This window comes from Gillisia sp. JM1 (assembly GCF_000424645.1).
In the GTDB taxonomy this organism is placed as follows: Bacteria; Bacteroidota; Bacteroidia; order Flavobacteriales; family Flavobacteriaceae; genus Gillisia.
Map to the genome: position 1 here is coordinate 18,076 of NZ_AUKH01000011.1, position 23,559 is coordinate 41,634.

The window sequence follows — 23,559 nt, forward strand, 5'->3', positions numbered from 1 at the left end:
AAATGAAAACCTTTAACACAAAAAAGGTCAACCTATTTCAGGACAAGACAAGAGATCCGTATGAAAAAACACGAAGCTGAAGATCAAAATGAGTATGCAGAAAATGTTAAGGAAGAACCGCTTTATATTCTAGATGTAGAAAGTGGAAGAAAAGGATATTTCTGTATCGGATGTAAAAATGAAATGCAAGCTGTAAAAACAAAAATAAGAGGAAGAAAATCTTATTTTCGCCACGATCCAAATGATGTAAAGAAAAGTGAAAGAAAGTGCACTTTTAGTAATCAAGACTATCGCCATGACCAAGCAGTTTTAATATTAAATAGGATTAAACGTATAAGGGTTCCTACACTTTACAAATACCCGCCAGAAGGAATTGATGGCAAAGCATTTCAAATCAGTGATTCTAAATTTATTGATGCAAAATATACCAAATCTGAAATTACATTTTATGAAACAGATTCTGGAGAAGTAAAGTTTGGAAAAAATCCAGAAATAGATTCTAGAAATTTATTGATTAGGCCAGACGTTACATTCTTCAATGCACAAAACAAACCAATTCTCCTAATTGAAATAGTTGTAACTCACAAAATCGATGTAGAGAAATTGACTAAAATTAGAAGATTAGGTATTAATACTGTTCAAATTACTATTCCTAAAGATTCTCTTGAAAATATTGAAAAAAGCTTTTCAAAGACTAATTATATTAAATGGGTTTACAACTATGAAGAAGAACGCACTAAGTATATATTCTCTCCCAAAGATGATTCAGAGAGAGTTTCACAGATTGATGAATTCCAAAAAAGATTTTTCGAAGAAACTTTCGACTGCAGAAAATTTCAAATTAGAGACCTTGTACGAACAATTACAAGGTATTTGGGATCAAAACAATACAGAGAAATTGAAAAAGAGTTTAGATCTGAAATATCTAGAGTTGAAGAAAATACGGAAAGACTTAGAAATAAACTCGCAACAAGAAGAGAAGAAACTAGAAAAAGAATTTCTCGAAAATTTGAAAAGAGAACAGCACAAATTGAATCTGAAAGAGCTAGAATTGAAATTGAAGAAAGAAAGTTTCGAGACACAAAAGAAGAATATGAGGACTCAGTTGAAAAACAAAGTGGAGATCTGGAAGGAAGATATATTAACAAAAGAGAAGAACTTGAAGACAAACTCCGAGAAATTAGAAAGTCTTTCCTCGGAGCAGAAGATTTTGAGAGATCAGAACATTCAATTAGAGAGCAAGAAAGAGAAATTGAATCAGAAATTAGAGATACTGAATCAAGAATTGGAGATATTGTCAAATCTAGAGAAGGATTACCAAGAAAATATAAGCGACTTGAAAAATTTGAACAATATAGAGTTGAATCAGAAAAAGAAAAGATTAAAGAAGACAGAACAAAAGTTGCAAGAGAATATCGAGAAAATAAAAAAAACACTCAAATTGAATTTGAAGAAAATAGAGAATCTTCAATTAGAAAAATTGAAGAAAGAAATACTTCTAGAGAATCCAAATTGTCCAGTCGAATTAAAACAATACTTAATGCAGGACGCTTATTCAATGATTGGAATGAGAGAACGAACACTCTCCATCGAAACAGAGCAGCGTTGGAATGCCTTAGAAAAGGGACTTACAAAAATTGGAATTAAACCTGAAAATTTCATTCAACAAATGGAAGAAAATATTAAATAACTGTCCCTAACATCGGTTAAGCGCAAATAGCGGGCAATTGAACAAAAAGTGTTGTTTTAGAGACCAAGAAACAAACAACAAAGCCGACAAGTTCGCGTCCCTACTCCACGCTACTTGCCTTAACCAAGACCGTTAGCTTTAATTAAGTTCCAAAATGAACCAAGATGAATAAAATAAAAATTATAATTCTACTTATTTTAATGATTTCTTTGAATGCTTGCAAAGAAAAATCAATAAAATCAGATAAGGAAACTCATGTGCTTGAAATTAAAAAAGCTACAAAATTTCATCGTGGCTTTACAAATAATATTCAAGAATCACCATTAAATGTAAATGCATAAAGAATAAGCTTAAAGAAGATTTTTGGAATACTGATTGAAACTGACACTAGTAATATTATTTTCGAAAATAGAAAATTAAAAAATAAATATTATGATTTATTAATAAAACAAAAAGATGAAAGTCGATCTATAAATGAAATTGTCTTGAGTGAAATTTTGGATAATTTAAAACTGAAATTGGAAATAAAAAAATATAAATCGTATGAGATCAATATTCAGGATTCATTAAGATATTCTAATTTCATTAACAATTATGGAAATAATGCATATAAAGTATCTAGATCAAATGATTCAATTAAAATTATTAATTATGACTTAAAAGAACTGACTGAATTATTGAACTCAGAATATTCAGAAGAAATAATTTATGATGATAAATCAAAAAGGATTGACTATAGTTGGGAAAAAATGTCATTTGAAAAATTAAAAATACAGTTACAAAATGATTTAGGAATATTATTCGTGGATTTGAAAAACGATAAATCAAAATTCGTAATTAGAAGTAACTAAAGCTAACATCGGTTAAGCGCAAATAGCGGGTATTTGCTTGAAAAGTTTTATTTTAGAGACCAAGTAATAACCAACAAAGCCGACAAGAACGTGTCCCTAATCCACGCCACTTGCCTTAACCAAGACCGTTATGCTTCACTTAGAACAGGATACAAATTCAAATGGAAGATTCAGATTATCATAAAAAATTATTCAAAGGTTTCTTAGATAAAACATCAATAGATGAATTATACGATAGAATTGAAGAATTTAGAGAAATTGACTTAAAAACTATTTCAGATAAAGAGTTAAAGAAAAGAATTAAACAAGTCATTTCTTATAATCTAAAAAACAAATCTTACGGTGGCTCTATTGTTCATATTACCACCTTTAAAACCGGAACTCCATTTTATCGCATCAGAAAATTTGATACGTCCGATTTAAATGTTGTTTTGAATAAAATGAAGACCGAAAAAGATGCTTGGGAACCACCAGTAGTAGAAAATCGAGGGCGACTAAATAATATAGGAGAATCTTTACTATACACTTGTCCTTATTCCCAAGAAACTGCAATTGAGGAAATGAAAATAAAGGAGGGTGAAATATTTGCTTTAATGACTTATGAAGCTAAACAAGATATTGAAGCTTTAAAAATTGGAGAATGGAAAGAAAATAAAAGTTTATCTAAAGAACAAAATCAAAAATTGAGAATAATAAATAATTTTTTAATCACTGAATTCACAAAAGATGTTGGTATTGGAACAGAGTATTTATATCGTGTATCAGAAATAATAACAAAAGATTATTTTGACTTTCTACCTATAGAAAAACAACAAGCCTGGTGCTATCCATCAGTAAAATTAAAAAAAGCTTATAATGTATGTTTTAGACCAAACATTCATAAAAAAGCACTAGGATTAAAAGGAGTTTCACTTTGCATTATAAAGAGAGATAATTCCGAGGTTAGGATTGGAGCAATGAGAGCTGCGATTGATTTTAACGATAACGGAGAGTTAATATATAATGTACCAAATGACTATAATATGAATATACTTTTTCCTAATCCGCATTCTATAAATTAAAAATAAGTGCATTTACTAAGCGGCGCATAACATCGGTTATCGCAAATTAGCGGGTATTCAAGTAAAAGTTATATTTTAGTCATTAAGAAACCAACAACAAAGCCGACAAGAACGCGACCCTACTCCCGCCACTTGCGTTAACCAAGACCGTTGGGCGCAATTATTCAGAAAAATTCAGCTAAAATTTAATTTATACGGATATTTTAATTATTTTTGTACGTATTAGAAATTTATTATGGATACAAAACTGACTTTAAAGCTTAATCAAGAAATAATCGAAAGAGCGAAAGAATATGCATCAGACAAAAAAATGAGTTTGTCTAGAATTGTAGAATCATATTTGCAATTATTGACAACCGACAAGAAAGATGCAGATTTTGAAATTTCTCCATTTATTAAAAGTTTAGCTACCGGAACAAAAATTCCAGCTGACTTAAATTATAGGAAAGAATATTCTGATCAATTATTGGAGAAATATAAATAGATGAAAAAAAGATTATTTCTAGATACAAACGTAATTCTTGATTTACTAGGTGAGCGAGATCCGTTTTATGACTCTATTGCAAAATTAGCAACATTAGCTGACAAAGAAATATTAACGTTTGTGGTTTCACCTATCTCATTTGCAACTCTAAACTATTTCCTTTCAAAATTTGAGTCTGCACAGAACGCACAAGAAAAACTGAGAAAATTTAAAATCATTTGTGAAATCTGTAAATTAGACGAACATATAATTGAAAAGGGATTAAATTCTTCCTTTTCAGATTTCGAAGATGCACTTCAATATTTTAGCGCATTAGATTCAGATTGTGAGATTATAATAACCAGAAATGGAAAAGATTTTAAAAAGTCTTTATTGCCAGTTATGACTGCTGATGAATATATGCAGAGTATAAAAACAAAATAACTCCGCCCAACATCGGTTAAGCGCAAATAGCGGGCATTCTGATGAAAAGTATTATTTTAGATACCAATAACAAACAACTAAGCCGACAAGAACGTGTCCCTACTCCACGCTACTTGCCTTAACCAAGACCGTTGGGCGCAATTATTCAGAAAAATTCAGCTAAAATTTAATTTATACGGATATTTTAATTATTTTTGTACGTATTAAAAATTTATTATGGATACAAAACTGACTTTAAAGCTTAATCAAGAAATAATCGAAAGAGCGAAAGAATATGCATCAGACAAAAAAATGAGTTTGTCTAGAATTGTAGAATCATATTTGCAATTATTGACAACCGACAAGAAAGATTCAGATTTTGAAATTTCTCCATTTATTAAAAGTTTAGCTACTGGAACAAAAATTCCAGCTGACTTAAATTATAGGAAAGAATATTCTGATCAATTATTGGAGAAATATAAATAGATGAAAAAAAGATTATTTCTAGATACAAACGTAATTCTTGATTTACTGGGTGAGCGAGATCCGTTTTATGACTCTATTGCAAAATTAGCAACATTAGCTGACAAAGAAATATTAACGTTTGTGGTTTCACCTATCTCATTTGCAACTCTAAACTATTTCCTTTCAAAATTTGAGTCTGCACAGATCGCACAAGAAAAACTAAGAAAATTTAAAATCATTTGTGAAATCTGTAAATTAGACGAACATATAATTGAAAAGGGATTAAATTCTTCCTTTTCAGATTTCGAAGATGCACTTCAATATTTTAGCGCATTAGATTCAGATTGTGAGATTATAATAACCAGAAATGGAAAAGATTTTAAAAAGTCTTTATTGCCAGTTATGACTGCTGATGAATATATGCAGAGTTTAAAAACAAAATAACTCCGCCCAACATCGGTTAAGCGCAAATAGCGGGCATTCTGATGAAAAGTGTTATTTTAGAGACCAAGTAAAAAACCAACTAAGCCGACAAGAACGTGTCCCTACTCCACGCCACTTGCCTTAACCAAGACCGTTAGGCAAAATTGCAATCAATGATAGAGAATCTAACTAAACAAGAATTCCATAATAAATTAAACAAAGAATTACAACTCCACTCCAGTCATATTCAGAATATGTTAAAAAACTATTCTGCAATAGATTTATTTCCAAAATGGCATAGTCTTGTTCAATCATTAGAAGAATTTATCAACCTTATATTTTTTGGAAATTTTACAGATAAAGAAAAAAAGTTGGTAGAGAGTACTTCTATTACTTTTCCTCCAGATTTTGATAGGTTAATGTCAATTTCCAATATTATAGGATCAAAATACAAATCTAAAACACGTGATCGTTTTTTTCAGTTTACCATACAGACAATTGCAATTTCGCATTCGTTCAAAATAACAGATAATGGCATAGAGGAATTTAATAAAATTAAAACATTACTAGATGTTGCTAATTATTATCAGAAAAGAAGACGATACTTTGTAACCTTACTATATTTAATTCCAAAGCATTCTCAAGGTAATAATATAGCCGAAAAATCCGACTTATTAAATATCTTTTTACCAATTATAGAATTGAATTGCGTATCACTTACGACTATTAATCAACAAAGAGTTTTGTCTAAAATATTTAATGATTATCAAGCTAAATCCGATGGACAAAAATTAGAAGGGAATTATACATTTCAACCTCTAGAAAGATTTTCTAATGAACCAGAAAGGCTTTCAATATTTGACCAAGTTTTGCACAGAAACAATCAAATTGAACAATTCAATTGGATAGATTTAGATCGAGATAAAATATTTTCAAAAAAAGAGCTATTACATTCTATACAATTAATAGAAAAAGCATATGCTTTATATAAAATTGATGAAACAGATTTCAAAATATTCTCAAGATTTATAAATGAAATAGTAGAAAGTATTTCGGATGATTATTTTTTTACAATTACAAAATCAAATTTGGAAGATTTCATTAGTTTTTATTCTATTAAAAATCAAAAACTATTAAAAAATCAATTATTTCAAACAGAAGATGATTACTGGGTAAACCTAAATTCATTTCATCCATTTATAGAATTAGAAGATAAGTATTACACGAATGTCAACTTATTGATGAGATTCCTCTACTATTTCAAAAATTTCATATTAAATAAGAAGAAAAAATTTCAAATACACGCTGGCTTCGTATTTGAAGATATGATAAAAAAAATCTTGGAAAATTATAATTTTCAAATAACGGATATTACCAGAATTAATCAAAAAGAATTCGATGTAGTTACAATTAGAGATAAAACAATTTATAATTTTCAATGCAAGAATAATGCAATCGATTTAACTTTGATAGAATCAGATCAGGAAAAATTTATTCGATATAATAAATATTTGATTAGAAGTTTACAAAGAGCATTAAAAAAGGAATATGATAGAGAAAAATTATTAATTGATAAATTGAAAATCAATAAAATAGAACACTTTGTTATTACAAGATTTCCAATTCTCAATAGCGAAGAAAGAATAATTTCTTTTAATGAAATAGAAAGTTGGTTGGAAAGCAACTTTGCCTAACATCGTTTAACAGCAAATAGCGGGCATTCTGGTGAAAAGTGTTATTTTAGAGACCAATTAAAAAAGAACTAAAGTCGACAAGTTCGCGTCCTTACACCACGCCACTTGCGTTAAACAAGACCGTTGGGCATAATATTTTGAACGACAAAAAACAATCATAATAATTTTATTTGATGGGAATATTTGACAAATTATTTGGTAAAAAAGAATCTAAAGCTGAGAATGAAAGTGTTCAATTAAACAAAGGAGAAACATTTGTTGCTGTTGACAACGAATCTATATTCAGAATAATTAGATCTTTAACAGACGAACAAAAAGAAGGGATTGAAAAATCAACTATTCTTTTACGTACAAGTGATCTTTATATGCATTATTGGACAACTAATTTAATTTGTGAAGATCGGAATGATCCAGCTTGGCGGAATAAAGTGATGTTCTTTTGGAGAGCAGAAGAACCATTTCCGAAAAAATCATTACCGCCAGAATTTGAGACTTTTGAAATTAAACATTTTCTTTTTAACGATGACACCTCAAAAATTTCATTACAAGTTGCACAAGCAGCACCTTGGTTTGGAATGCCAGGTCTTGGAGAAAAACACTTTTGCGAAATGAACTCTCAAAAAGTGACAATACCTGAATTGAATGAACTTGGAATTGTTGATTACTTTGATCAAATAGAACTTACAAATGAAAATCTAAATATATTAACCAGTCGAGAAGAATATTTTTTCTTAGTTGACGAACGAATTACACCATTTCAAAACGGAAATTTTTATTTAAAAGATAAAATTATACCAATTAGTGTTGCTTATGAAATTGGTGGAATACATATCGTAAAAAAAACGAAATTGGAGTAAAAATACTATGCCCAACATCGGTTAAGCGCAAATAGCGGGCATTTGATTAAAAAGTGTTATTTTAGAGACCAAGAAACAAACAACTAAGCCGACAAAAACGTGTCCCTACTCCACGCCACTTGCCTTAACCAAGACCGTTATGCAGCAGTTAAAAAATCCGAACAAATAATCATATTGTTTTGACCCCTATAAAACAAGAGTATTCTTTTAAATTTCGTTAGTTAAAATTATGCGGTTAATTTTTTTATTAAAATAAGGTGTTTATCTGCGTTCCATTTTTCCATAGGTGTTATTCTACCAAGTAGTCCGTGTAGCCTTTCGTTGTTGTAGAATAGCACGTATTCTTTAAGGATTTTTTCTATTTCCCCGAAAGTCCTATACTCAAACCTCTTAAAGACTTCTTTCCTCAAAATTCCATGATACGCTTCTATATGGGCATTTTCTTCGGGAGTTGCTATGTGTGTGAATTCTTGACTTACTCCTATCAATCCTAGGTATTCCCTTACATTTTTCGCTATAAATTGACTTCCATTATCACTTCTGATTACAACACTATCAGGATATTGATAAGCCATAAACAATTCTGAGAGCAACTTTATCACTTGATCTTGTTTAATAGAAAAAGCAAAAAGGTCTTTTAGTATTCTACGAGTATGCACGTCTATTAAAGATAGCAAATAGGCATTTTTACCAGCACTGGGGATCCAAACCACCTTGATGTCCATTTCTAGGCAATCAAAGGGTTTTGTAGTGATAACTTTTCTGAACTTAACAAATTTTCGGCCAGAACCACTCCTATCTATTCGGTCGTCCAACTTCAATAGATTGGCTTCTTTCATTATTCTATAGAGCTTTTTATGATTTATTGTATATCCATCCCGATTCAAATATGAAGTCATAAGCCTGTAACCGCAATCTATAAATGGATGACTTAATATTGATTTAACGGACTCAATAACAGCAAATTGACTAACCAAACCTTTATTGTCGTGATAGGTGAATTCGCTTGGCCTATTTCCCTTTTTAGCAGCACTGGGTTTTCTATAATAACTACTGTGGACCATACCTACCATATCAATAAGTTTGGTTTTACCAATGTTGTGTTTTAAGAACATAGCATCCACTAAATTTTTCTTGGATCGGACGTCCCAAACTTTTTTTTTAAAAGCTCTCGTTGAACTTCTAATTCGATCTCCTTGTTACTTAACAACTTCCGGAGTATCCTATTTTCTTCTTCTGCCTGCTTTAACTCTTTACTACGAATGTCATAGGTCATTTTTAAGCCTACTTCTCCCTGGGTGTCATATTTCTTCTTCCAACTATAAAAAGTACCAGTACTAACACTGTATTTGCGGCAGGCTTCAACAATGCCCAGTTCTTCTGAAGAAGATAGGATTTCTAACTTTTCTTCTAGACTCCATTTCTTGTATTTCATATCTCAAAGGTATTATTTGAAATTTAAAATATCACTCCGAACTTATTGGGGGCTAAACTATACGGATCAATTGGATTAGGTTTCGGATTAAGTTTCACATGTTTGGGGATACTTTTTTCCATAATGAGATGGCCAATGAATGCGTTTAATGAAATTGGACTTCCAATCCTAATTATTGTAGGAATTATTGGTTTTATGAAATACAGCACAGATTTCAATAAATCACTGTTGAGGATATTGATAATTGGAGGAATCGGAGGAATTATATGGCTGACTCCAAATGACACGATAAATGATATTTTGAATGTAGAAAACCTAAACGAAATTAGTGTTGAGAGTTAATGAATATCAATTCAGAACTTATAACGCTCCACAACATCGGTTAAGCGCAAATAGCGGGTATTTGAACAAAAAGTTATATTTTAGAGACCAAGAAACAAACAACAAAACCGACAAGAACGTGTCCCTACTCCACGCCACTTGCCTTAACCAAGACCGTTGTAAGCAATTGTGAGAAATGCCTCGTCCTAAAATAGGTTGACCAAAAATTAAACACTTTTAGTCACCTATGGAAACACCAAAGAATGGCACCTGCCGAAAAAAGAAGTATCAAAAAGTTAGTTTCGACATGAAACTTTCGATAATTGATGAAATAGCTAACGGACAGATCTCCGTAAATCATGCTTCAAACAAGTATAACATTTCTCGAAGTTCCATTGAATACTGGATTAAGAAATTGAGTAACTTCGAGAATAAATCCATGAGTATGAGCAAGAACGATCAGATCAAAAAATTGAAGCAACGTATTGAAGAACTGGAGTTTGTAAAAGAATTTCAACAAGATGTCATTGCCGATTTTGAAAATATTACCGGGGAGCACCTTTCAAAAAAGTACTTGCCCGAAGCATTAGCAAAAGAGATAGAGAAAAAGAAACAAAGCCTTTCAAAATAAAATGGCTCTATCAATGCCTCGGGATAAGCAAACAGGCTTATTACAAAAGAATCAAAGCAAATTATACCAAAGAGAAAAGGGACGAAATAGTCCTGGAACTTGTACGTAAAGAAAGAAAAACACACGCAAAGGCAGGCACCAGAAAACTGGTCAAGTACATCAAAAAAGGGATTATGGAGCAAAATGTAAAAATGGGCAGGGACGCGCTCTTCGACCTGCTAAGAAGTTATGGAATGCTGGTCAAGAAGACCAAACGTTACCACATTACAACAGACTCAAAACACTTATTCTATAAATCACCAAACCTAATAAAGGATATGGAAATCTCGCACAGTGAACAAGTATTCGTAAGCGATATCACCTATATAAAGACTGATGATGGACACGCCTATCTGGCTCTGGTAACAGATGCATATTCCAAAAAACTGATGGGATGGGCACTCGACGACAACATGAGGGCAACATTGGTCGTGCAGGCCTTGGACATGGCAATCAAGAACCTGAAATTCAAACATATGAGCATCATACACCATTCAGATAGGGGAATACAGTATTGCTGTCCGGAGTTCACGGAATTTGCCGACAAGAACAATTTTGTATTAAGTACAACTCAACAATACGACCCCTACGAAAATGCAGTTGCAGAAAGGATAAACGGAATACTCAAATATGAGTTCGGACTAAAGAAAACAATCAAGAACGTCATCATAGCAAGACAGATCATGAAGCAGGCAGTTCAGGTATATAACGGGCAAAGACTGCATTGGAGCCTTGGCCTGGAAACACCAGATCATATCCACAAAAAGTACAATACAATAAAATACAAATCCTATAAAAAGAAAATGGCCTAGGAATGTTGGCAACTTTTTCAAAACCGAAGGAAAAATTTTGAAGAAGTTGTCAATGTTCCGTGAAGAAAAACGATATTTATAAATGAAAACCTTTAACACAAAAAAGGTCAACCTATTTCAGGACAAGACAAAAAATTCAACTAAGAATATTGACTTTAAGTTTTCTGACTCTGATCGGATGTTCCACGAACAAAATCTCGGTTTTGAATCGAGAGATTAATACTGCACACTTAGAAAGTGTTAAAAATTCACCATTTGAATCTTCAAATACTGTAAATCCAGAATTAAAAGTTCAATTGAAGTTTAGAGATTCATATCTACAAAAACTAACTGAATTGAAAACCAAATACCCAAATAAACCCATTTTGTTAACTGAAAGCTATTCATATATCTGCTTCGGATGTGTAGCTTCTTATGTGAATATTTTTGTAGATGGAGTTTTAGTAAACTATAAATTTGATTCAAAAAATAAAAAATATATCGAGAAAATTGAATATAAAAATTTATCTGATTTGGAAAATTCAAACGGAAGTTATGATGACATTAAAGAACTTTATGAAAAATTAGAAATTAAAAAAGATTGGAATAAAAATCCAAAACTATATGGAAATGAGGACTGTTCTGATGGCGATCAAACTTTCTATTCTGTTTATTATCCAAACGGAAAAATTGAAAGTATGTATATGAGATGTTGGACTCCAATTGAATATCGAGAGAAGAATAAATGAAACAAAACAACTGCTTACAATAACTAAGCTTTCGTGTGGCCGGTACGGCCTAACATGAAAGCAATGTTGACTGAACCGGTTTTTTGCCGATTGTCTACTATGGGTATTAGTCTAATTTGGAGAGTTGCTATTCGGTAATTTGGAAGTTGATTATCTTTTCTGCTTAATAGTTTCTTCCTTTTCTACTGCTTTTACTTTATTCTTTAGTGTTCCTCAAGTAATCCAGTCGTTGATTTGCATATGTTTTTTCGTTTTTGAGCATTACTGATCTGTTACACCATGTATATAGTGTTTCGAAGGGGACTTATTTCTGTTTTTCTAATTTATTCTTCCAGCCTTCCGGTGGTCCACGCACTCCAAAAAGCACAATGATTTCTAACTTTCCCTTTTTACAATAAGGACATACGTTATGCTGAAGAGGTGGTCTCTCTGGAAGATCGATTTTACCAAGACTTTCCTGTAGCTCAGGAATGCTGATTCTTTTATGATAGCTGCTCAGGATCCCGTAATGGCGTATACGCACGAAGCCTTTGGGTAGTATATGAAGCGAAAAACGCCTAATGAATTCGACATCGGTCAATTTGAGTATTGATTTTTTTCCACCGTGTCGATAGTCCTTTACCGAAAAAGTTACGGTATTATCCTGTGCCTCTTTTATGCGATGGTTGCTGATGGCGATCTTGTGCGTGTAACGTCCCAGATATTCCACGACCTGCGAAGGGCATAAAAAAGGACGTTTGCAAAATACTACCCACTCGTTTTTGAATAAGTTCTCATAAAATGCAGTGGCTTGTTGTGTTCCCAGCTCCTTACGCAGTTCCGCCACAAATTGTGCCCTAAACACTTTGCTCATGGCTTTTACCGGGAACAGGTACTTTCCTTTGCTTTTGGCTAACTTCCATTTGCCAGATTTGGCAATGCCACCACCTGGAACAATACAATGCAGGTGCGGGTGAAGCGAGAGGTTTTGTCCCCAAGTATGCAGGATAGCAATCATACCGGAATTGGCTCCCAAGAACTTTGGATTTGCAGAAAAACCTTTTATTACTTGCCAGGCTGTTTTAAACAGCAAGTTATATACAAGTTTTGGTTCATACAGGCATATCCGGTTAAGCTCACAGGGAAGGGTAAAGACCACGTGGAAGTAAGGAACCTTTAGGAGTTCTTCTTCCCTGGCCCTTATCCAGGTTTCCTTTTTGTGTCCCTGGCACTTGGGACAATGTCGGTTACGGCAGCTATTGTAGCTAAGGTGCAAACGCCGGCAAGAAGGATTATTACAGCAGTCAATATGACCTCCCAAAGCAGCAGTCCGGCATTTGCGAACTGCGTGCAGGGTTCTTAGCTGCCAGCTGTTGGCACAATAATCAGCTAAAACTTCCTTATTACGTTCTAACACCTGTGCTACTTCATGAGTAGCGGATGCCATTACTTTTGATTATACAGCCGCTCCAGCGGACTGAATGGCTTTTGTCTACCTAGTTGTGCCACGTGAAGGTAAGTTAAGGTGGTTTGGATATCTGCGTGCCCTAAAAGATCCTTCACAGTAATGATATCCAGTCCCATTTCCAAAAGGTGTGTTGCATAGCTGTGCCGAAGGCTGTGGCTAGTGACTTCCTTTTTGATCCCGCTGTGTTTACGTGCCTCTCGTACGATCCACTGGACTCCTCTTGTGGACAAGGCAGTGGGATTATTTTTCCTGTCATAGTCATTAAACCACCAGGTCGAAGGGTTTTCTGCTGCGATGTACTTTTTCAGACCCCGAATCTGCATTCCGGATAAAGGAACATAGCGGTCTTTGCGGCCTTTACCTTGGCGGATGTGGAGCATCCTGCGGTCAAAATCCAGATCTTTGAGCTGAAGGTTGCCAAGTTCGAAACAGCGAAGACCACAGCCATAGAGCATTGCAAGGACCAACAGATGTTTGAGTAGTCTCGGGGTTTTAAGGAGTTGCCTCACCTCGCTTCTGCTCAATACCACCGGAAGTTTATTTGGTCGTGCAATAGATGGAAGCGCCACCCGCATCTCTTTCATGCCGCGGACACGGTAGGCTATACCTAAGGCCGTAAACCGTATGCTTAAAGAAACTGTCTGATGGTGTTTTGTGCTGTGATTTTAAAACATGCAGGTAATCCAGAATTTGTTCCTCGTCAAGGTCCAGAGGACTACATTTAAAATGGAGAGAAAGGTGCGCGAGGCAGCGGGCATAATTGGTAAGGGTACTTTGGCTTTTGCCGGAGAGTTCAATAGACCGTTTTAATTTGCGATACAATACCTCAAATTCTGGTAAAGAAATACAGGCCCTCTCAATAAGGGTACTACTTTTTTTTCATAACTTTAAATATTAATATTAATACCTACTTAAAGGTAGTGAATAGTAGTCGACCGATTGCTTGAAGCTACCTTTAGGTTTAGTTCAACATTGTGTATAAGCCATTGCTGGGTCTGTGCTTATCTGGAAAATTCCCAAGAATTTTCCAGCGGAGTTTCGTGCTTTTAATGGTTCGTGTGTGAGACACGCAACGGCTCATACAAATCATCGTTACCTGCAAGCTGAAAAAAAATCCAGATGCCAATAGAAAACATACCTGAAGTCTATATTAAGTAAAAAAAGAAAGTCCTGATTTATTCGTTTATGATTTTAAAATTTCCAATGATGTTGTTAAAAGCAAGGTCAATTAAGGTATGAATATGTTTAGCTTTTTACAAGTTGGAAAAAAACAAGTCCATTTTACTGGAATAGCAGTTGCAGTAAATAAAGACTAATCGCTATGGCTTAAAAAAGGAAATTGGCTTTGGACCGAACTGTTGGATACAAATGCGACTTATTATTGTAAACTCTTCTTTTTTTAGATAAAAAGCTTAAGAATTTTTTAGATAAAAATATTGAATATCAATACATTGCAAAAGATGGATCACCTTATTTCATCATCAGAAATGACGCATATATCATTTCATATTTAAATTCTTTATCCACAATTAGTGAGGGACCAACAGTTTTTATGGAGAATTTACTTGCTGTAAAATTTGAAGAATTGATGCTTTATCTTCTACAGAAATATGGAAGAAAGTTTGAAATCTATTTACATTCTTTAATAGTTAAGGAAAAGTCACAATTTAAAAAGATTGTTGAAAGTCAAATAGATTCAAACTTAAAGCTAGAGTAAATTGCATTCTTATGCTAAATGAGCCTATCAACCTTTAATCGACATTTCATTAAAGAATATAATGTGTCTCCAAGAAAATGGCTGCAGGATAAACGGCTTCAAAAATCAAAGGAAATTTTGGAACAAGGAGATTCAAAACCGTCAGACATTTATTTAGATTTTGAGTATAATAACCTTTCAAATTTTAGTACTGCCTTTAAAAATAAATTTGGTTTTAGCCCAAAAGAGGCTTCATTATAGCTTTTATTTTCTGTATTTTATTCATTATCAGTTAAATAAGATTAACTTCACTTATAAAGCTTCCTAAACATGGGTTGCTTGACCTTTTTTCACAAATTATTGACCTTTTTTCATAAACGTTAACCAAAAAAATAGCATAAATTGTAAACTCAATTCAGTTGAAAATATTTATTAATTTCATTAAAATCAGAATATTATGTGCAAAAATCATGGAATCGCCTATAAAGGTACAGGAGAAGTAGAATTAATGGAAATAGACTATCCCAAACTGGCTTTGGGAGATCGAAAATGTGAACACGGTGTTATCTTAAAAATAGTGGCCAGTAATATTTGTGGTTCAGATCAACACATGGTAAGGGGAAGAACCACTGCCGAAAAGGGCTTAATTCTAGGGCATGAAATCACAGGAGAGGTCATAGAATGCGGACGGGACGTTGAATTTATCAAAAAAGGAGACTTGGTTTCCGTTCCCTTTAATGTTGCTTGTGGTCGTTGTGTAAATTGTAAAAAGGGACTAACGAATATTTGTTTAAATGTTAACGGAGATCGACCAGGAGGCGCTTATGGATATGTCGATATGGGTGGCTGGATTGGAGGCCAAGCCGAATATGTAATGATACCTTATGCTGATTTTAACTTATTAAAATTTCCCGATAAGGATCAAGCAATGGAAAAGATATTGGATCTGACCATGCTTACTGATATTTTTCCGACAGGATTTCATGGAGCGGTCATGGCAGGTGTAACTGCTGGTTCAGTTGTTTATATTGCAGGTGCAGGACCAGTAGGTCTCGCTTGTGCCTCAAGCTGCCAATTATTAGGTGCAGCCGTGGTGATAGTAGGCGATATGAATAAAGAACGTCTTGCCCATGCCAGAAGTTTTGGTTGTGAAACCATTGACTTAACCAACGGGATTCCTGTAGAAGAGCAAATAGCTATGATTGTCGGGATCCCCGAAGTCGATTGCTTCGTTGACTGTGTAGGTTTCGAAGCCAATGGTCACGGCGCCACCGCAGGGAAAGAAATGCCTGCCATTGTATTAAACCAAGCTATGGCGATTACTAAAGCTGGTGGATCTATCGGAATTCCAGGTCTATATGTGACCGAAGATCCAGGAGCCAAAGAAGAGGCCGCAAAACAAGGAAGTCTGAAAATTCGATTTGGATTGGGATGGGCCAAATCCCATTCTTTCCATACAGGACAAACTCCTACAATGAAATATAACAGACAATTAATGAATGCCATATTGCACGATAAAGTAGATATCGCCAAAGCCGTAAATGCGGAAGTGATAAGTCTACAAGATGCACCTAGGGGGTATGAACAATTTGACACGGGAGTCGCCAAAAAGTTCGTTATCGACCCACACGGTATGATAGCTAAATAGTTTGACCCTTTATCATAAGTTACTGGACTATTATAGTAATTGAATTAATAAATTCTCATTTTACATTTGTATTAAAATAAAAACAATATTAAAACATAAATTATGAACATTACATTAGCACAAGCAGAAAAAGTAATCGCAGCAGCAAAACAAAAATCTACCGAAATAGATACTAAAATGAATATCGTTGTTGTAGATGGTGGAGCAAACGTAGTTGCACTCGTACGAATGGATGGCGCATGGTTAGGCTCCCTTGACATTGCAACTAAAAAAGCAAAAACTGCTCGTTATTTTGATATGAATACTGGCCTTCTGGGAGAATTATCGCAACCTGGAGGTTCTTTATTTAATATAGAACATTCTAACAACGGATTAATTACATTTCCTGGCGGAATTCCAATTAAAAACGCACAAGACGAAATAATCGGAGCCATAGGAGTAAGCGGAAGTGCGGTTGAAAATGACCACGCAGTTGCAGAAGCTGGAGCATCAGCAATCTAATAATATACTAATTAATAAAAAGAGGATAATTAAAACTAATTATCCTCTTTTTATTTTAAATTTTTATGAAAAAACATTCAGCTGAATTTATTGGCACATTTACATTGGTTTTTTTGTGGCACATGAGCTATTATCTTAATTGAGCAAAGAAACTTTAAGATAAATAGGAATTTCATTAGCTTTTGGAATAATAGTAAGTGTAATGATTTATGTTTTCGAAAATATTTCTGGCTCATACATTAGACCATCCTTCACCATTGCACCGTTAAAGGAAAGATTACAACAAAAAAGAAGCTCTATTCTATATTTCTGAACAAATCATTGGAGCTTTTGCGGCAAGTAGATTGCTGAAATTCATGTTTCCTGAAAACCTAACCTTAGGTGCTACAATTCCCTCAGGCGAATTATTACAATCCTTCATAATAGAATTTATATTGACGTTCTATTTAATGCTTACCATTTTGGGTGTAGCATCTAAAAAAAAATCCAATATTGCAGGACTCATAATCGGATTAGTCTTTAAAGGGCTTATTCTATTTGCAGGTCCCATTTTTAAAGGTTCATTTAATCCTGTAAGAAGAATTGCAACTGCAATTGTATCCGGAAACATTACAGCACTTTGGATTTATATTTCTCCACCAATATTAAGTGCGATTTTAGCAATGATAATATGGAAATCATTAGCAAAACGGAATAAAGTCAGCAGGTAACACCGTATATAAAAAATTGTTGCAAGGTGTGTAATTCAATGGCTTTTTCATATATTCAAAGTCCTTTCTAATCCGAAAGGTTCGTGCTTATTTACTCGCAACCACACATAAACATTAACGTTGCCTGCAAGCTTTCAAAAAAATTCTGTATGAAAAATATTTATTATATTCTCTTATTTATAATTCTGACAATGAGTTGTAAAGAAGAAAAAACAAATTCCTTGGTGGTTGAGGAAGAAAACAAGTTCAACCAAAATTTAGCTAATGAATTAGAAGAAATACGCGAGACTGACCAATTCGCCGCAGACATAGCTCGTGGTGATTATGAAAAATTATCTGAACAAGAATGGAAAACAAATAAGGATAGCCTTCACAAAAAAAATCAGAAACGTATAACAGAGATTTTCGACCAATACGGTTATGTAGGATATGATTTGGTCGGAGAACGTGGTTCTCAAAGTTTTTGGTTAGTTGTTCAACATGCTGACAATAACCCAGAATTTCAAAAAAAGATTTTAAAAAAAATGAAATTTGAAGTTTTAAATGATAATGCAGATCCAGCGAGCTTCGGACTATTAATTGATTGAGTAAAATTAAATACCGGACAAAAACAAGTCTATGGAACTCAAGTAGCTTACAATTGGGAAATTTGTCAGGCATTTCCAAGGGAATTAATAGACAGCATAAATGTCAATAAAAGAAGGAATGAAATTGGGTTAGATCCTATTGAAAAATATTTAAATAGAATGTCTGAAATGCATTACAGAGTGAATAAAACGATTTTTCAAGAAAAAGGTTTGAACGCACCTACGCTTTATAAAACTGATTAACAATATAATTGAAGTATAGCGCCAGCAGGTAACATCGGTTAAGCCTAAATAGTGGGCATTTGAGTGAAAAGTATTATTTAGAGACCAATTAACAACCACCAAAGCCGACAAGTTCGCGTCCCTACCCGCGCTACTTGCTTTAACCAAGACCGTTGCACAAGCTTCAAAGAAACATTCGTCATTGTATTATACATTAGATTTAGAATTTAAATCGAATAATTGTTTAGAACTTTATCCGCATTAAAATGTTAAATTTGAAAAAGACTTTGCTATAATGTTTGAAACAGCGAGAATTCTTCGAGAAAACAATGCAGAAATTATGAAAATTTGGAAGAACCAAGTTGTGCAAGAAGTCATAGCAAGTAAAAAATCTGACTCAATTGCTTTATACAACCATCTTCCTATTCTCATATACGATATCGCTAAACTAATGATTCGATTTGATAAATTGAAGGATGTTAGTAAGGATAAAAAATACAAAGAAATCTTTAAAAGCATTGAAGACCACGGCAAGCAACGGTCAATTACAGCCTATTATACTGTTGAACAGGTTGTACACGAATATATAATTTTTCACCGTACACTGAGTGAATTCCTCATATCCCACAATGGTTATAATGAAAATGTTTCGGATTTGCTCAAATATGTCATCGAAACCTCGATACTAAAATCCGTAGGCTCATTTTCACGTTCCATACAGGATATGCAGGAAAAATTAATTGGTACTTGTCGAGTTTCACAAGGTTGTTGATGGAAGTTGATTAAGATCAGATTGTAAACTTAGGATTTTATTTTTAAATTCATTGGGTGTTGTTTTAAATAATTCAGGTTCTATTTTGTACCATTTTTCAACTGCTTGAAAAGGAGTTTTCACATTAAGTTCTTTTCTCAAAGAACCATGCCTCCTGTACAAATTATAGTAGCACAGGAACTCCATCATATCCTTCCCCATCTGCTGTTTGTTTTGATATTTTATTTTTAGGATGGTATTGTTTTTAATCGTTCCGTTGGCTCTTTCCACCATACCGTTCGTTTTTGGTGTTGCTGGTTTTGTAAGCCTATGTTCAATGTTGTTCTTCATGCATTTCACATCCATTTTAGAAGGCTTGTCACAAAGTTTTCCTTTTTTGGACATAATAAGCCTGTTGGTGAATTCAAGTCCATTATCGGTTAAGATATGACTGATATGGACCGGAAAGAAATCCAGGCATTTGTCCATGAAATCTTCTGTGCTCTCAGCCTTTTTGTTTTCATAGACCTCATAGAACATAGTCCTGGTGGCCCTATCTATTGCCACAAATAAATAATATGACTGCCCTTCGAATTTGGGCAAATAGGTTACATCTATATTTAGGTACCCTGGTTTGTAGGCTTTGAATTTTTTGGCAATATCCCTCTTTTCCTGAGGTACTTTATTGATGTTTTCCTTCACAAAACAACGGTAGACAGAACTTCTTGAAATTGCCGGGTTACCCTCCAACAAAGATTCCCAGACCTCATCAATGGGTAGCCACGTGGAACTCCTCAAACTTATGGCAAGCGCTTTTTCCAAATCGGTCAAAGCATATATAATGTTATGGGGCGCACAGGAAACATCTTGGACGAAATCCCTGTTTTTCCATTTTGAAATAGTTTGTTTGGAAACGTTGAACCTTGATGCCAATTCGGAATTTGTAGCAGAATTGGTTTGAATTTGGGTACGAATATTTATATTCGTAGTGGCATTGAAATGATAGATTTGTTGCATAATTATTTTTATTTGTGGTAAAACAAAAATAATCAACTTTTTTATCTGACCCTTTCGGGGTTTTCTTTTTCGGCTACGCCTTCAAAGAAAACCCCGAAAGGGATGAAATGCCATCAACATTGTAGTGAAACTTTACAGGTACTCTTTCACACGACATTCGCAATCCACTTTCGGCTGCCCAATTATCTTTAGAAATGATGGAACAGGACAAGACTGGAAAGTGGGCTGAAAAAACAAGAATAGCAGCTCAACGTGGTGTAAAGAAAGCTTTATGCTTAATTGAAGGACTTATGGATGGAATAACCATTAAAGCTGGCGAAGGGATGATGTTAAATTTTGAGAATACGGATTTACTAAAAGATATTAAATGGGTTCACGCCGAAAGTAGGAGGTTTATACTAATGATATAAAATCAGATTGTAAGGTTGAGAAAATAGAAGGGATTTTTGACAGTACTGCGATTAAAAGATTACTTAAAAACCTCATTGGTAACGCTGTTAAATATGGAGATAAGAAAAAACCAATCACTATTTCCATAATTGATGAAAAAGAAGCTGTCTAAATAAAAGTTAATAATTATGGAAAACCAATTCCTGAAGCAAAGCAGGAACAGATTTTTAAATTTATGGGTACAGATAAAAAAGATAAAAATTCGGTTTTGGGAAGTTGGGGAATGGGCTTGACGTTAACACAAATTGTTGCTGAGGCTCACGGTGGAGATATTAATCTTATTAGTGATGAAAAAACTGGTACAACTTTTACAGTTAAGTTAATTAAACAGTTCAACGAACCTGAAAAAAGACGTGCAAAATTAACTTTTGTAATAGAAAATATTTAGTTCATAAAAATACATGGGATAAAAGCCAGTTTACAACATTGGTTACCAGCAAATAGCTGGCAATCGAGTAAAAAGTGATATTTTAGATACCATTTAACAAACCAACTACGCCGACAAAGGTAAATCCCTACGCCGCCCTACTTGCCTTGATCAAGACCGTTCCTACGCATTTGAAGAAATGTAATGGGAGGATTTACAAATCTGATTTATTTAAAAGAATATCTATCTAAAGAGTCAAGGGTAAAGAAATTGAAAAACTAAATGGTCAAGCATTCTAGAAAACATTTATTAAAAATATGGATATTAAGAAAATAATTCTAATCGCTTTATCGATGCTCTTTTTCATCATTGGTTTTATGATGAGTTCTGTTCCATCAGAACAGTTTGTAGAAACTGGATCCATTATTGCCGTTTGTATAATTTCTATGCCGGCATTTTACGGCATTTGGAAAATATATAGTATACGAGGAATTGCAGCAATTATGGCCTTGGGGGTATTTGCCTTAATTATAGAATCAATTGGGATTCATACAGGATTCCCTTATTCACCTTTTGAATATACGATGCCGTTTGGTTATCAGTTACTGGGAACAACCCCCTGGACCGTATTTATTGCTTGGAGTCCGCTAGTTTTTGGTGCCTGGTTACTAGCACAAAAATGGTTTAAGCATCACTGGACACGATTTCTGGCGTACCTTGGAATTCTTATTGGCACAGATGTTATCTTGGACCCTGGAGCCGTTGCACGCGGACTATGGGAATACACCAATGGTGGATTATGGTTCGACGTACCTCTACAAAATTTTATTGGCTGGATTATTTCAGGAACAATTGCATATTTTATTTTGAAATTGGTTTTGAAACCTGTCATTGTGAACGGTAACGTGGCGATTTCGAAGTACCTCTGGATTGGCTCTCTTTCCCTTCTCCTCTCAATCTTCCTATGGACCGGAGTTAACGCAGGCTATGAATTATGGTTACCTACGATTATCGGAATAATCTTGGGGAATATTATTATACAAGCATTATTTAAAATTAACGCTACAACTTCACAAAACGACTAAAACTCTCATTTGTAACTACTTCTATGAGAGTTCTATAAGCTTTCACAAAAGTTTTGGGATTTTTTCAATTACAAAAGTAATTGCGAAATTCTATTAGTTAGTGAGAAAATTATATAAACAGTTGCTAAAAAAATACTGGTCACTCAGAACATTTATTTGGTAGATTATTTAATTGAATACAAAGGTTCACAATTGATTAAGTGAATTATATGTAAGTTTACGTGTATACAATTGTTATCACACAATAGCGCAACAGAACTATGATATTCTAAGTTCAACACCTAAATGTAGCTCAAATTAAAATCATTGGGAAGTCTGAAATAGAAATAAAAAATGAAGTTTATCCAAAAGTTGAATTTGAACCTCAAAAAAGTGAAAGAAATCAAGAAGCTCGGGGCAAGCCCGCCCGAACGGTATGGGCGGGCCCACGAGGTATGTCCCGATGGTTCCTATCGTGTGGACATATCTTTATGAATGGTCCACCCTTCCATTGCGGCTTTAAAATATTTCAATCCTATCCATAGGGTTGTTATACCTGGATGTCTTTTGCTTTCATACCCTTTCCAACCACCAAGTCTAGCTATCGCCCAAACATATCTTTTTAGCTCTTTTTTCTTATAGTGGTTTTTTTGTTTCTCTGTTTTACCTTCCAGACTTTTTATTTGGTGCTCTAAAAACTCTTGCTCTTCTTCTGTAAAACAGCTATCGGCGCTCATCTCTCTTTCTGGTTCTGCATACGCTAGCCGCATTAGGAACAGTTTGATGACGACCTCCATTATCAATAAGCTTAGTTTTCTTACCGATGACCCATACTCCAGCTCTGACGCCTCAACATTGTATCCCTCTTTTTTTAATATTTTGAACACCTCTTCTATCGTCCATCTCCACTTATACCATTCCACGCACATTTCTGCCATTTCTATTGTCTGTATAGGCAAGGTTGTCAATAGCCTCCAGCATATTTTATCGGGGCCAGTATAGTCCGCCTCTTTAGCCTCTATCAGATATAGTTTTATGCTGGATGCCACTCCTTTGCTCGTTGCGCTGGTTCTTTTGAGTTCCACCTCTTTATATCTGATTTCAATTTTTGCCGTCCTTTTTTTTCTTTTGGTCTTTGCACAGGCATCCACCTGTACCTCATAAAACCCTTGGCAGGGTTGATCTTCCAGGCAACTGAATAATTTT

30 protein-coding genes and 1 pseudogene are annotated in these 23,559 nt (G+C 34.0%); 24 read left to right on the forward strand and 7 right to left on the reverse strand.

All coding sequences use genetic code 11. The features are described 5' to 3' along the window. Nucleotides 1-60 precede the first annotated feature (60 nt). The 10 genes from H033_RS20810 to H033_RS0103125 all read left to right on the forward strand — a co-directional run bounded on the left by H033_RS20810 (nucleotide 61) and on the right by H033_RS0103125 (nucleotide 7,927). Nucleotides 61-1,647, forward strand: a complete 1,587-nt coding sequence (locus tag H033_RS20810) for a hypothetical protein (protein WP_026836980.1) — start codon at nucleotides 61-63, stop codon at nucleotides 1,645-1,647. Between the two features lie 207 nt (nucleotides 1,648-1,854). After that, on the forward strand, nucleotides 1,855-2,031 hold the full coding sequence (locus H033_RS21540; RefSeq protein ID WP_155827682.1) for a hypothetical protein: 177 nt from the start codon (nucleotides 1,855-1,857) through the stop codon (nucleotides 2,029-2,031). Nucleotides 2,032-2,175: 144 nt separating this feature from the next. Beyond that, nucleotides 2,176-2,541 (forward strand): hypothetical protein, encoded by a 366-nt coding sequence (locus tag H033_RS0103090; RefSeq protein ID WP_026836981.1) that lies wholly within the window; start codon nucleotides 2,176-2,178, stop codon nucleotides 2,539-2,541. Nucleotides 2,542-2,702: 161 nt separating this feature from the next. After that, on the forward strand, nucleotides 2,703-3,602 hold the full coding sequence (locus H033_RS19410; protein ID WP_051227753.1) for a hypothetical protein: 900 nt from the start codon (nucleotides 2,703-2,705) through the stop codon (nucleotides 3,600-3,602). A gap of 235 nt (nucleotides 3,603-3,837) precedes the next feature. Next, complete coding sequence (locus H033_RS0103100) at nucleotides 3,838-4,086, forward strand: DUF6364 family protein (RefSeq protein WP_026836982.1); 249 nt, start codon at nucleotides 3,838-3,840, stop codon at nucleotides 4,084-4,086. After that, on the forward strand, nucleotides 4,087-4,509 hold the full coding sequence (locus H033_RS0103105; RefSeq protein WP_026836983.1) for a type II toxin-antitoxin system VapC family toxin: 423 nt from the start codon (nucleotides 4,087-4,089) through the stop codon (nucleotides 4,507-4,509). Between the two features lie 216 nt (nucleotides 4,510-4,725). Further along, nucleotides 4,726-4,974 (forward strand): DUF6364 family protein, encoded by a 249-nt coding sequence (locus tag H033_RS0103110; RefSeq protein ID WP_026836984.1) that lies wholly within the window; start codon nucleotides 4,726-4,728, stop codon nucleotides 4,972-4,974. Next, the gene (locus tag H033_RS0103115) at nucleotides 4,975-5,397 is read left to right on the forward strand and encodes a type II toxin-antitoxin system VapC family toxin (protein WP_026836985.1); all 423 of its coding nucleotides are present in this window, start codon (nucleotides 4,975-4,977) and stop codon (nucleotides 5,395-5,397) included. 152 nt (nucleotides 5,398-5,549) lie between these two features. Then, nucleotides 5,550-7,070 carry a hypothetical protein gene (locus H033_RS0103120; RefSeq protein WP_026836986.1) on the forward strand — a complete coding sequence of 507 codons (1,521 nt, stop codon included), beginning with the start codon at nucleotides 5,550-5,552 and terminating at the stop codon, nucleotides 7,068-7,070. A 173-nt stretch (nucleotides 7,071-7,243) separates the two neighbouring features. Next, nucleotides 7,244-7,927, forward strand: coding sequence for a glycohydrolase toxin TNT-related protein (locus tag H033_RS0103125; protein ID WP_026836987.1), 684 nt, complete (start codon nucleotides 7,244-7,246; stop codon nucleotides 7,925-7,927). Between the two features lie 227 nt (nucleotides 7,928-8,154). Here the strand turns inward: H033_RS0103125 and H033_RS0103130 are convergent, their stop codons facing one another. Beyond that, nucleotides 8,155-9,042, reverse strand: a complete 888-nt coding sequence (locus tag H033_RS0103130) for an IS3 family transposase (RefSeq protein WP_155827685.1) — start codon at nucleotides 9,040-9,042, stop codon at nucleotides 8,155-8,157. Between the two features lie 8 nt (nucleotides 9,043-9,050). Then, nucleotides 9,051-9,362: a transposase gene (locus tag H033_RS0103135; RefSeq protein ID WP_026836989.1), complete on the reverse strand. Its 312-nt coding sequence runs from the start codon at nucleotides 9,360-9,362 to the stop codon at nucleotides 9,051-9,053. Between the two features lie 102 nt (nucleotides 9,363-9,464). Between H033_RS0103135 and H033_RS0103140 the strand changes: the two genes are divergently transcribed. The 4 genes from H033_RS0103140 (at nucleotide 9,465) to H033_RS0103155 (ending at nucleotide 11,893) form a co-directional block, all read left to right on the forward strand. Continuing rightward, nucleotides 9,465-9,704 carry a hypothetical protein gene (locus H033_RS0103140; RefSeq protein ID WP_196809410.1) on the forward strand — a complete coding sequence of 80 codons (240 nt, stop codon included), beginning with the start codon at nucleotides 9,465-9,467 and terminating at the stop codon, nucleotides 9,702-9,704. Between the two features lie 226 nt (nucleotides 9,705-9,930). Beyond that, a complete protein-coding gene (locus H033_RS19415; RefSeq protein ID WP_034886061.1) occupies nucleotides 9,931-10,314 on the forward strand; it encodes a helix-turn-helix domain-containing protein in 384 nt (127 codons plus the stop codon). 23 nt (nucleotides 10,315-10,337) lie between these two features. Then, nucleotides 10,338-11,165 (forward strand): IS3 family transposase, encoded by an 828-nt coding sequence (locus H033_RS0103150; RefSeq protein WP_026836979.1) that lies wholly within the window; start codon nucleotides 10,338-10,340, stop codon nucleotides 11,163-11,165. Nucleotides 11,166-11,368: 203 nt separating this feature from the next. After that, the gene (locus tag H033_RS0103155; RefSeq protein ID WP_155827691.1) at nucleotides 11,369-11,893 is read left to right on the forward strand and encodes a hypothetical protein; all 525 of its coding nucleotides are present in this window, start codon (nucleotides 11,369-11,371) and stop codon (nucleotides 11,891-11,893) included. A 304-nt stretch (nucleotides 11,894-12,197) separates the two neighbouring features. Here the strand turns inward: H033_RS0103155 and H033_RS0103160 are convergent, their stop codons facing one another. The 3 genes from H033_RS0103160 to H033_RS21935 are packed head-to-tail and all read right to left on the reverse strand — an operon-like array spanning nucleotide 12,198 to nucleotide 14,162. Continuing rightward, on the reverse strand, nucleotides 12,198-13,319 hold the full coding sequence (locus tag H033_RS0103160) for an IS91 family transposase (protein WP_026836992.1): 1,122 nt from the start codon (nucleotides 13,317-13,319) through the stop codon (nucleotides 12,198-12,200). Continuing rightward, nucleotides 13,319-13,924, reverse strand: a complete 606-nt coding sequence (locus H033_RS19420) for a tyrosine-type recombinase/integrase (protein WP_231367533.1) — start codon at nucleotides 13,922-13,924, stop codon at nucleotides 13,319-13,321. The genes H033_RS0103160 and H033_RS19420 overlap by 1 nt, the downstream gene beginning before the upstream one ends. Next, entirely contained in the window at nucleotides 13,878-14,162 is a 285-nt protein-coding gene (locus H033_RS21935; protein WP_231367534.1) for a phage integrase N-terminal SAM-like domain-containing protein, read from the reverse strand. The genes H033_RS19420 and H033_RS21935 overlap by 47 nt, the downstream gene beginning before the upstream one ends. Before the next feature lie 628 nt (nucleotides 14,163-14,790). On the opposite strand from H033_RS21935, the gene H033_RS22440 reads away from it, so the two are divergent. The 7 genes and pseudogenes from H033_RS22440 to H033_RS19435 all read left to right on the forward strand — a co-directional run bounded on the left by H033_RS22440 (nucleotide 14,791) and on the right by H033_RS19435 (nucleotide 19,476). Further along, nucleotides 14,791-15,057, forward strand: a complete 267-nt coding sequence (locus H033_RS22440) for a hypothetical protein (RefSeq protein ID WP_410503515.1) — start codon at nucleotides 14,791-14,793, stop codon at nucleotides 15,055-15,057. A gap of 18 nt (nucleotides 15,058-15,075) precedes the next feature. Beyond that, nucleotides 15,076-15,297, forward strand: a complete 222-nt coding sequence (locus H033_RS22355) for a helix-turn-helix domain-containing protein (RefSeq protein WP_026836993.1) — start codon at nucleotides 15,076-15,078, stop codon at nucleotides 15,295-15,297. Between the two features lie 196 nt (nucleotides 15,298-15,493). Further along, on the forward strand, nucleotides 15,494-16,684 hold the full coding sequence (gene fdhA / locus H033_RS0103180; protein ID WP_026836994.1) for a formaldehyde dehydrogenase, glutathione-independent: 1,191 nt from the start codon (nucleotides 15,494-15,496) through the stop codon (nucleotides 16,682-16,684). Nucleotides 16,685-16,786: 102 nt separating this feature from the next. After that, on the forward strand, nucleotides 16,787-17,185 hold the full coding sequence (locus H033_RS0103185) for a GlcG/HbpS family heme-binding protein (RefSeq protein ID WP_026836995.1): 399 nt from the start codon (nucleotides 16,787-16,789) through the stop codon (nucleotides 17,183-17,185). Nucleotides 17,186-17,387: 202 nt separating this feature from the next. After that, nucleotides 17,388-17,895, forward strand: a pseudogene (locus H033_RS21760) (aquaporin). A gap of 149 nt (nucleotides 17,896-18,044) precedes the next feature. Further along, the gene (locus tag H033_RS0103195; RefSeq protein WP_155827694.1) at nucleotides 18,045-18,482 is read left to right on the forward strand and encodes a DUF6624 domain-containing protein; all 438 of its coding nucleotides are present in this window, start codon (nucleotides 18,045-18,047) and stop codon (nucleotides 18,480-18,482) included. Nucleotides 18,483-18,999: 517 nt separating this feature from the next. Then, nucleotides 19,000-19,476, forward strand: coding sequence for a hypothetical protein (locus H033_RS19435; RefSeq protein ID WP_231367535.1), 477 nt, complete (start codon nucleotides 19,000-19,002; stop codon nucleotides 19,474-19,476). Here the strand turns inward: H033_RS19435 and H033_RS0103205 are convergent. After that, the gene (locus tag H033_RS0103205; protein ID WP_026837005.1) at nucleotides 19,462-20,472 is read right to left on the reverse strand and encodes a DDE-type integrase/transposase/recombinase; all 1,011 of its coding nucleotides are present in this window, start codon (nucleotides 20,470-20,472) and stop codon (nucleotides 19,462-19,464) included. The genes H033_RS19435 and H033_RS0103205 overlap by 15 nt on opposite strands. A 194-nt stretch (nucleotides 20,473-20,666) precedes the next feature. Between H033_RS0103205 and H033_RS21945 the strand changes: the two genes are divergently transcribed. The 3 genes from H033_RS21945 (at nucleotide 20,667) to H033_RS0103220 (ending at nucleotide 22,374) form a co-directional block, all read left to right on the forward strand. Next, nucleotides 20,667-20,882: a hypothetical protein gene (locus H033_RS21945; RefSeq protein WP_231367536.1), complete on the forward strand. Its 216-nt coding sequence runs from the start codon at nucleotides 20,667-20,669 to the stop codon at nucleotides 20,880-20,882. A gap of 203 nt (nucleotides 20,883-21,085) precedes the next feature. Further along, complete coding sequence (locus H033_RS21950; RefSeq protein WP_316928619.1) at nucleotides 21,086-21,310, forward strand: ATP-binding protein; 225 nt, start codon at nucleotides 21,086-21,088, stop codon at nucleotides 21,308-21,310. A 332-nt stretch (nucleotides 21,311-21,642) separates the two neighbouring features. After that, nucleotides 21,643-22,374, forward strand: coding sequence for a carotenoid biosynthesis protein (locus tag H033_RS0103220; RefSeq protein WP_196809412.1), 732 nt, complete (start codon nucleotides 21,643-21,645; stop codon nucleotides 22,372-22,374). Nucleotides 22,375-22,823: 449 nt separating this feature from the next. On the opposite strand, the gene H033_RS0103225 is transcribed toward H033_RS0103220, so the two are convergent. Beyond that, the coding region (locus H033_RS0103225) for an IS4 family transposase (protein WP_026837001.1) at nucleotides 22,824-23,559 on the reverse strand (736 nt) is incomplete at its 5' end.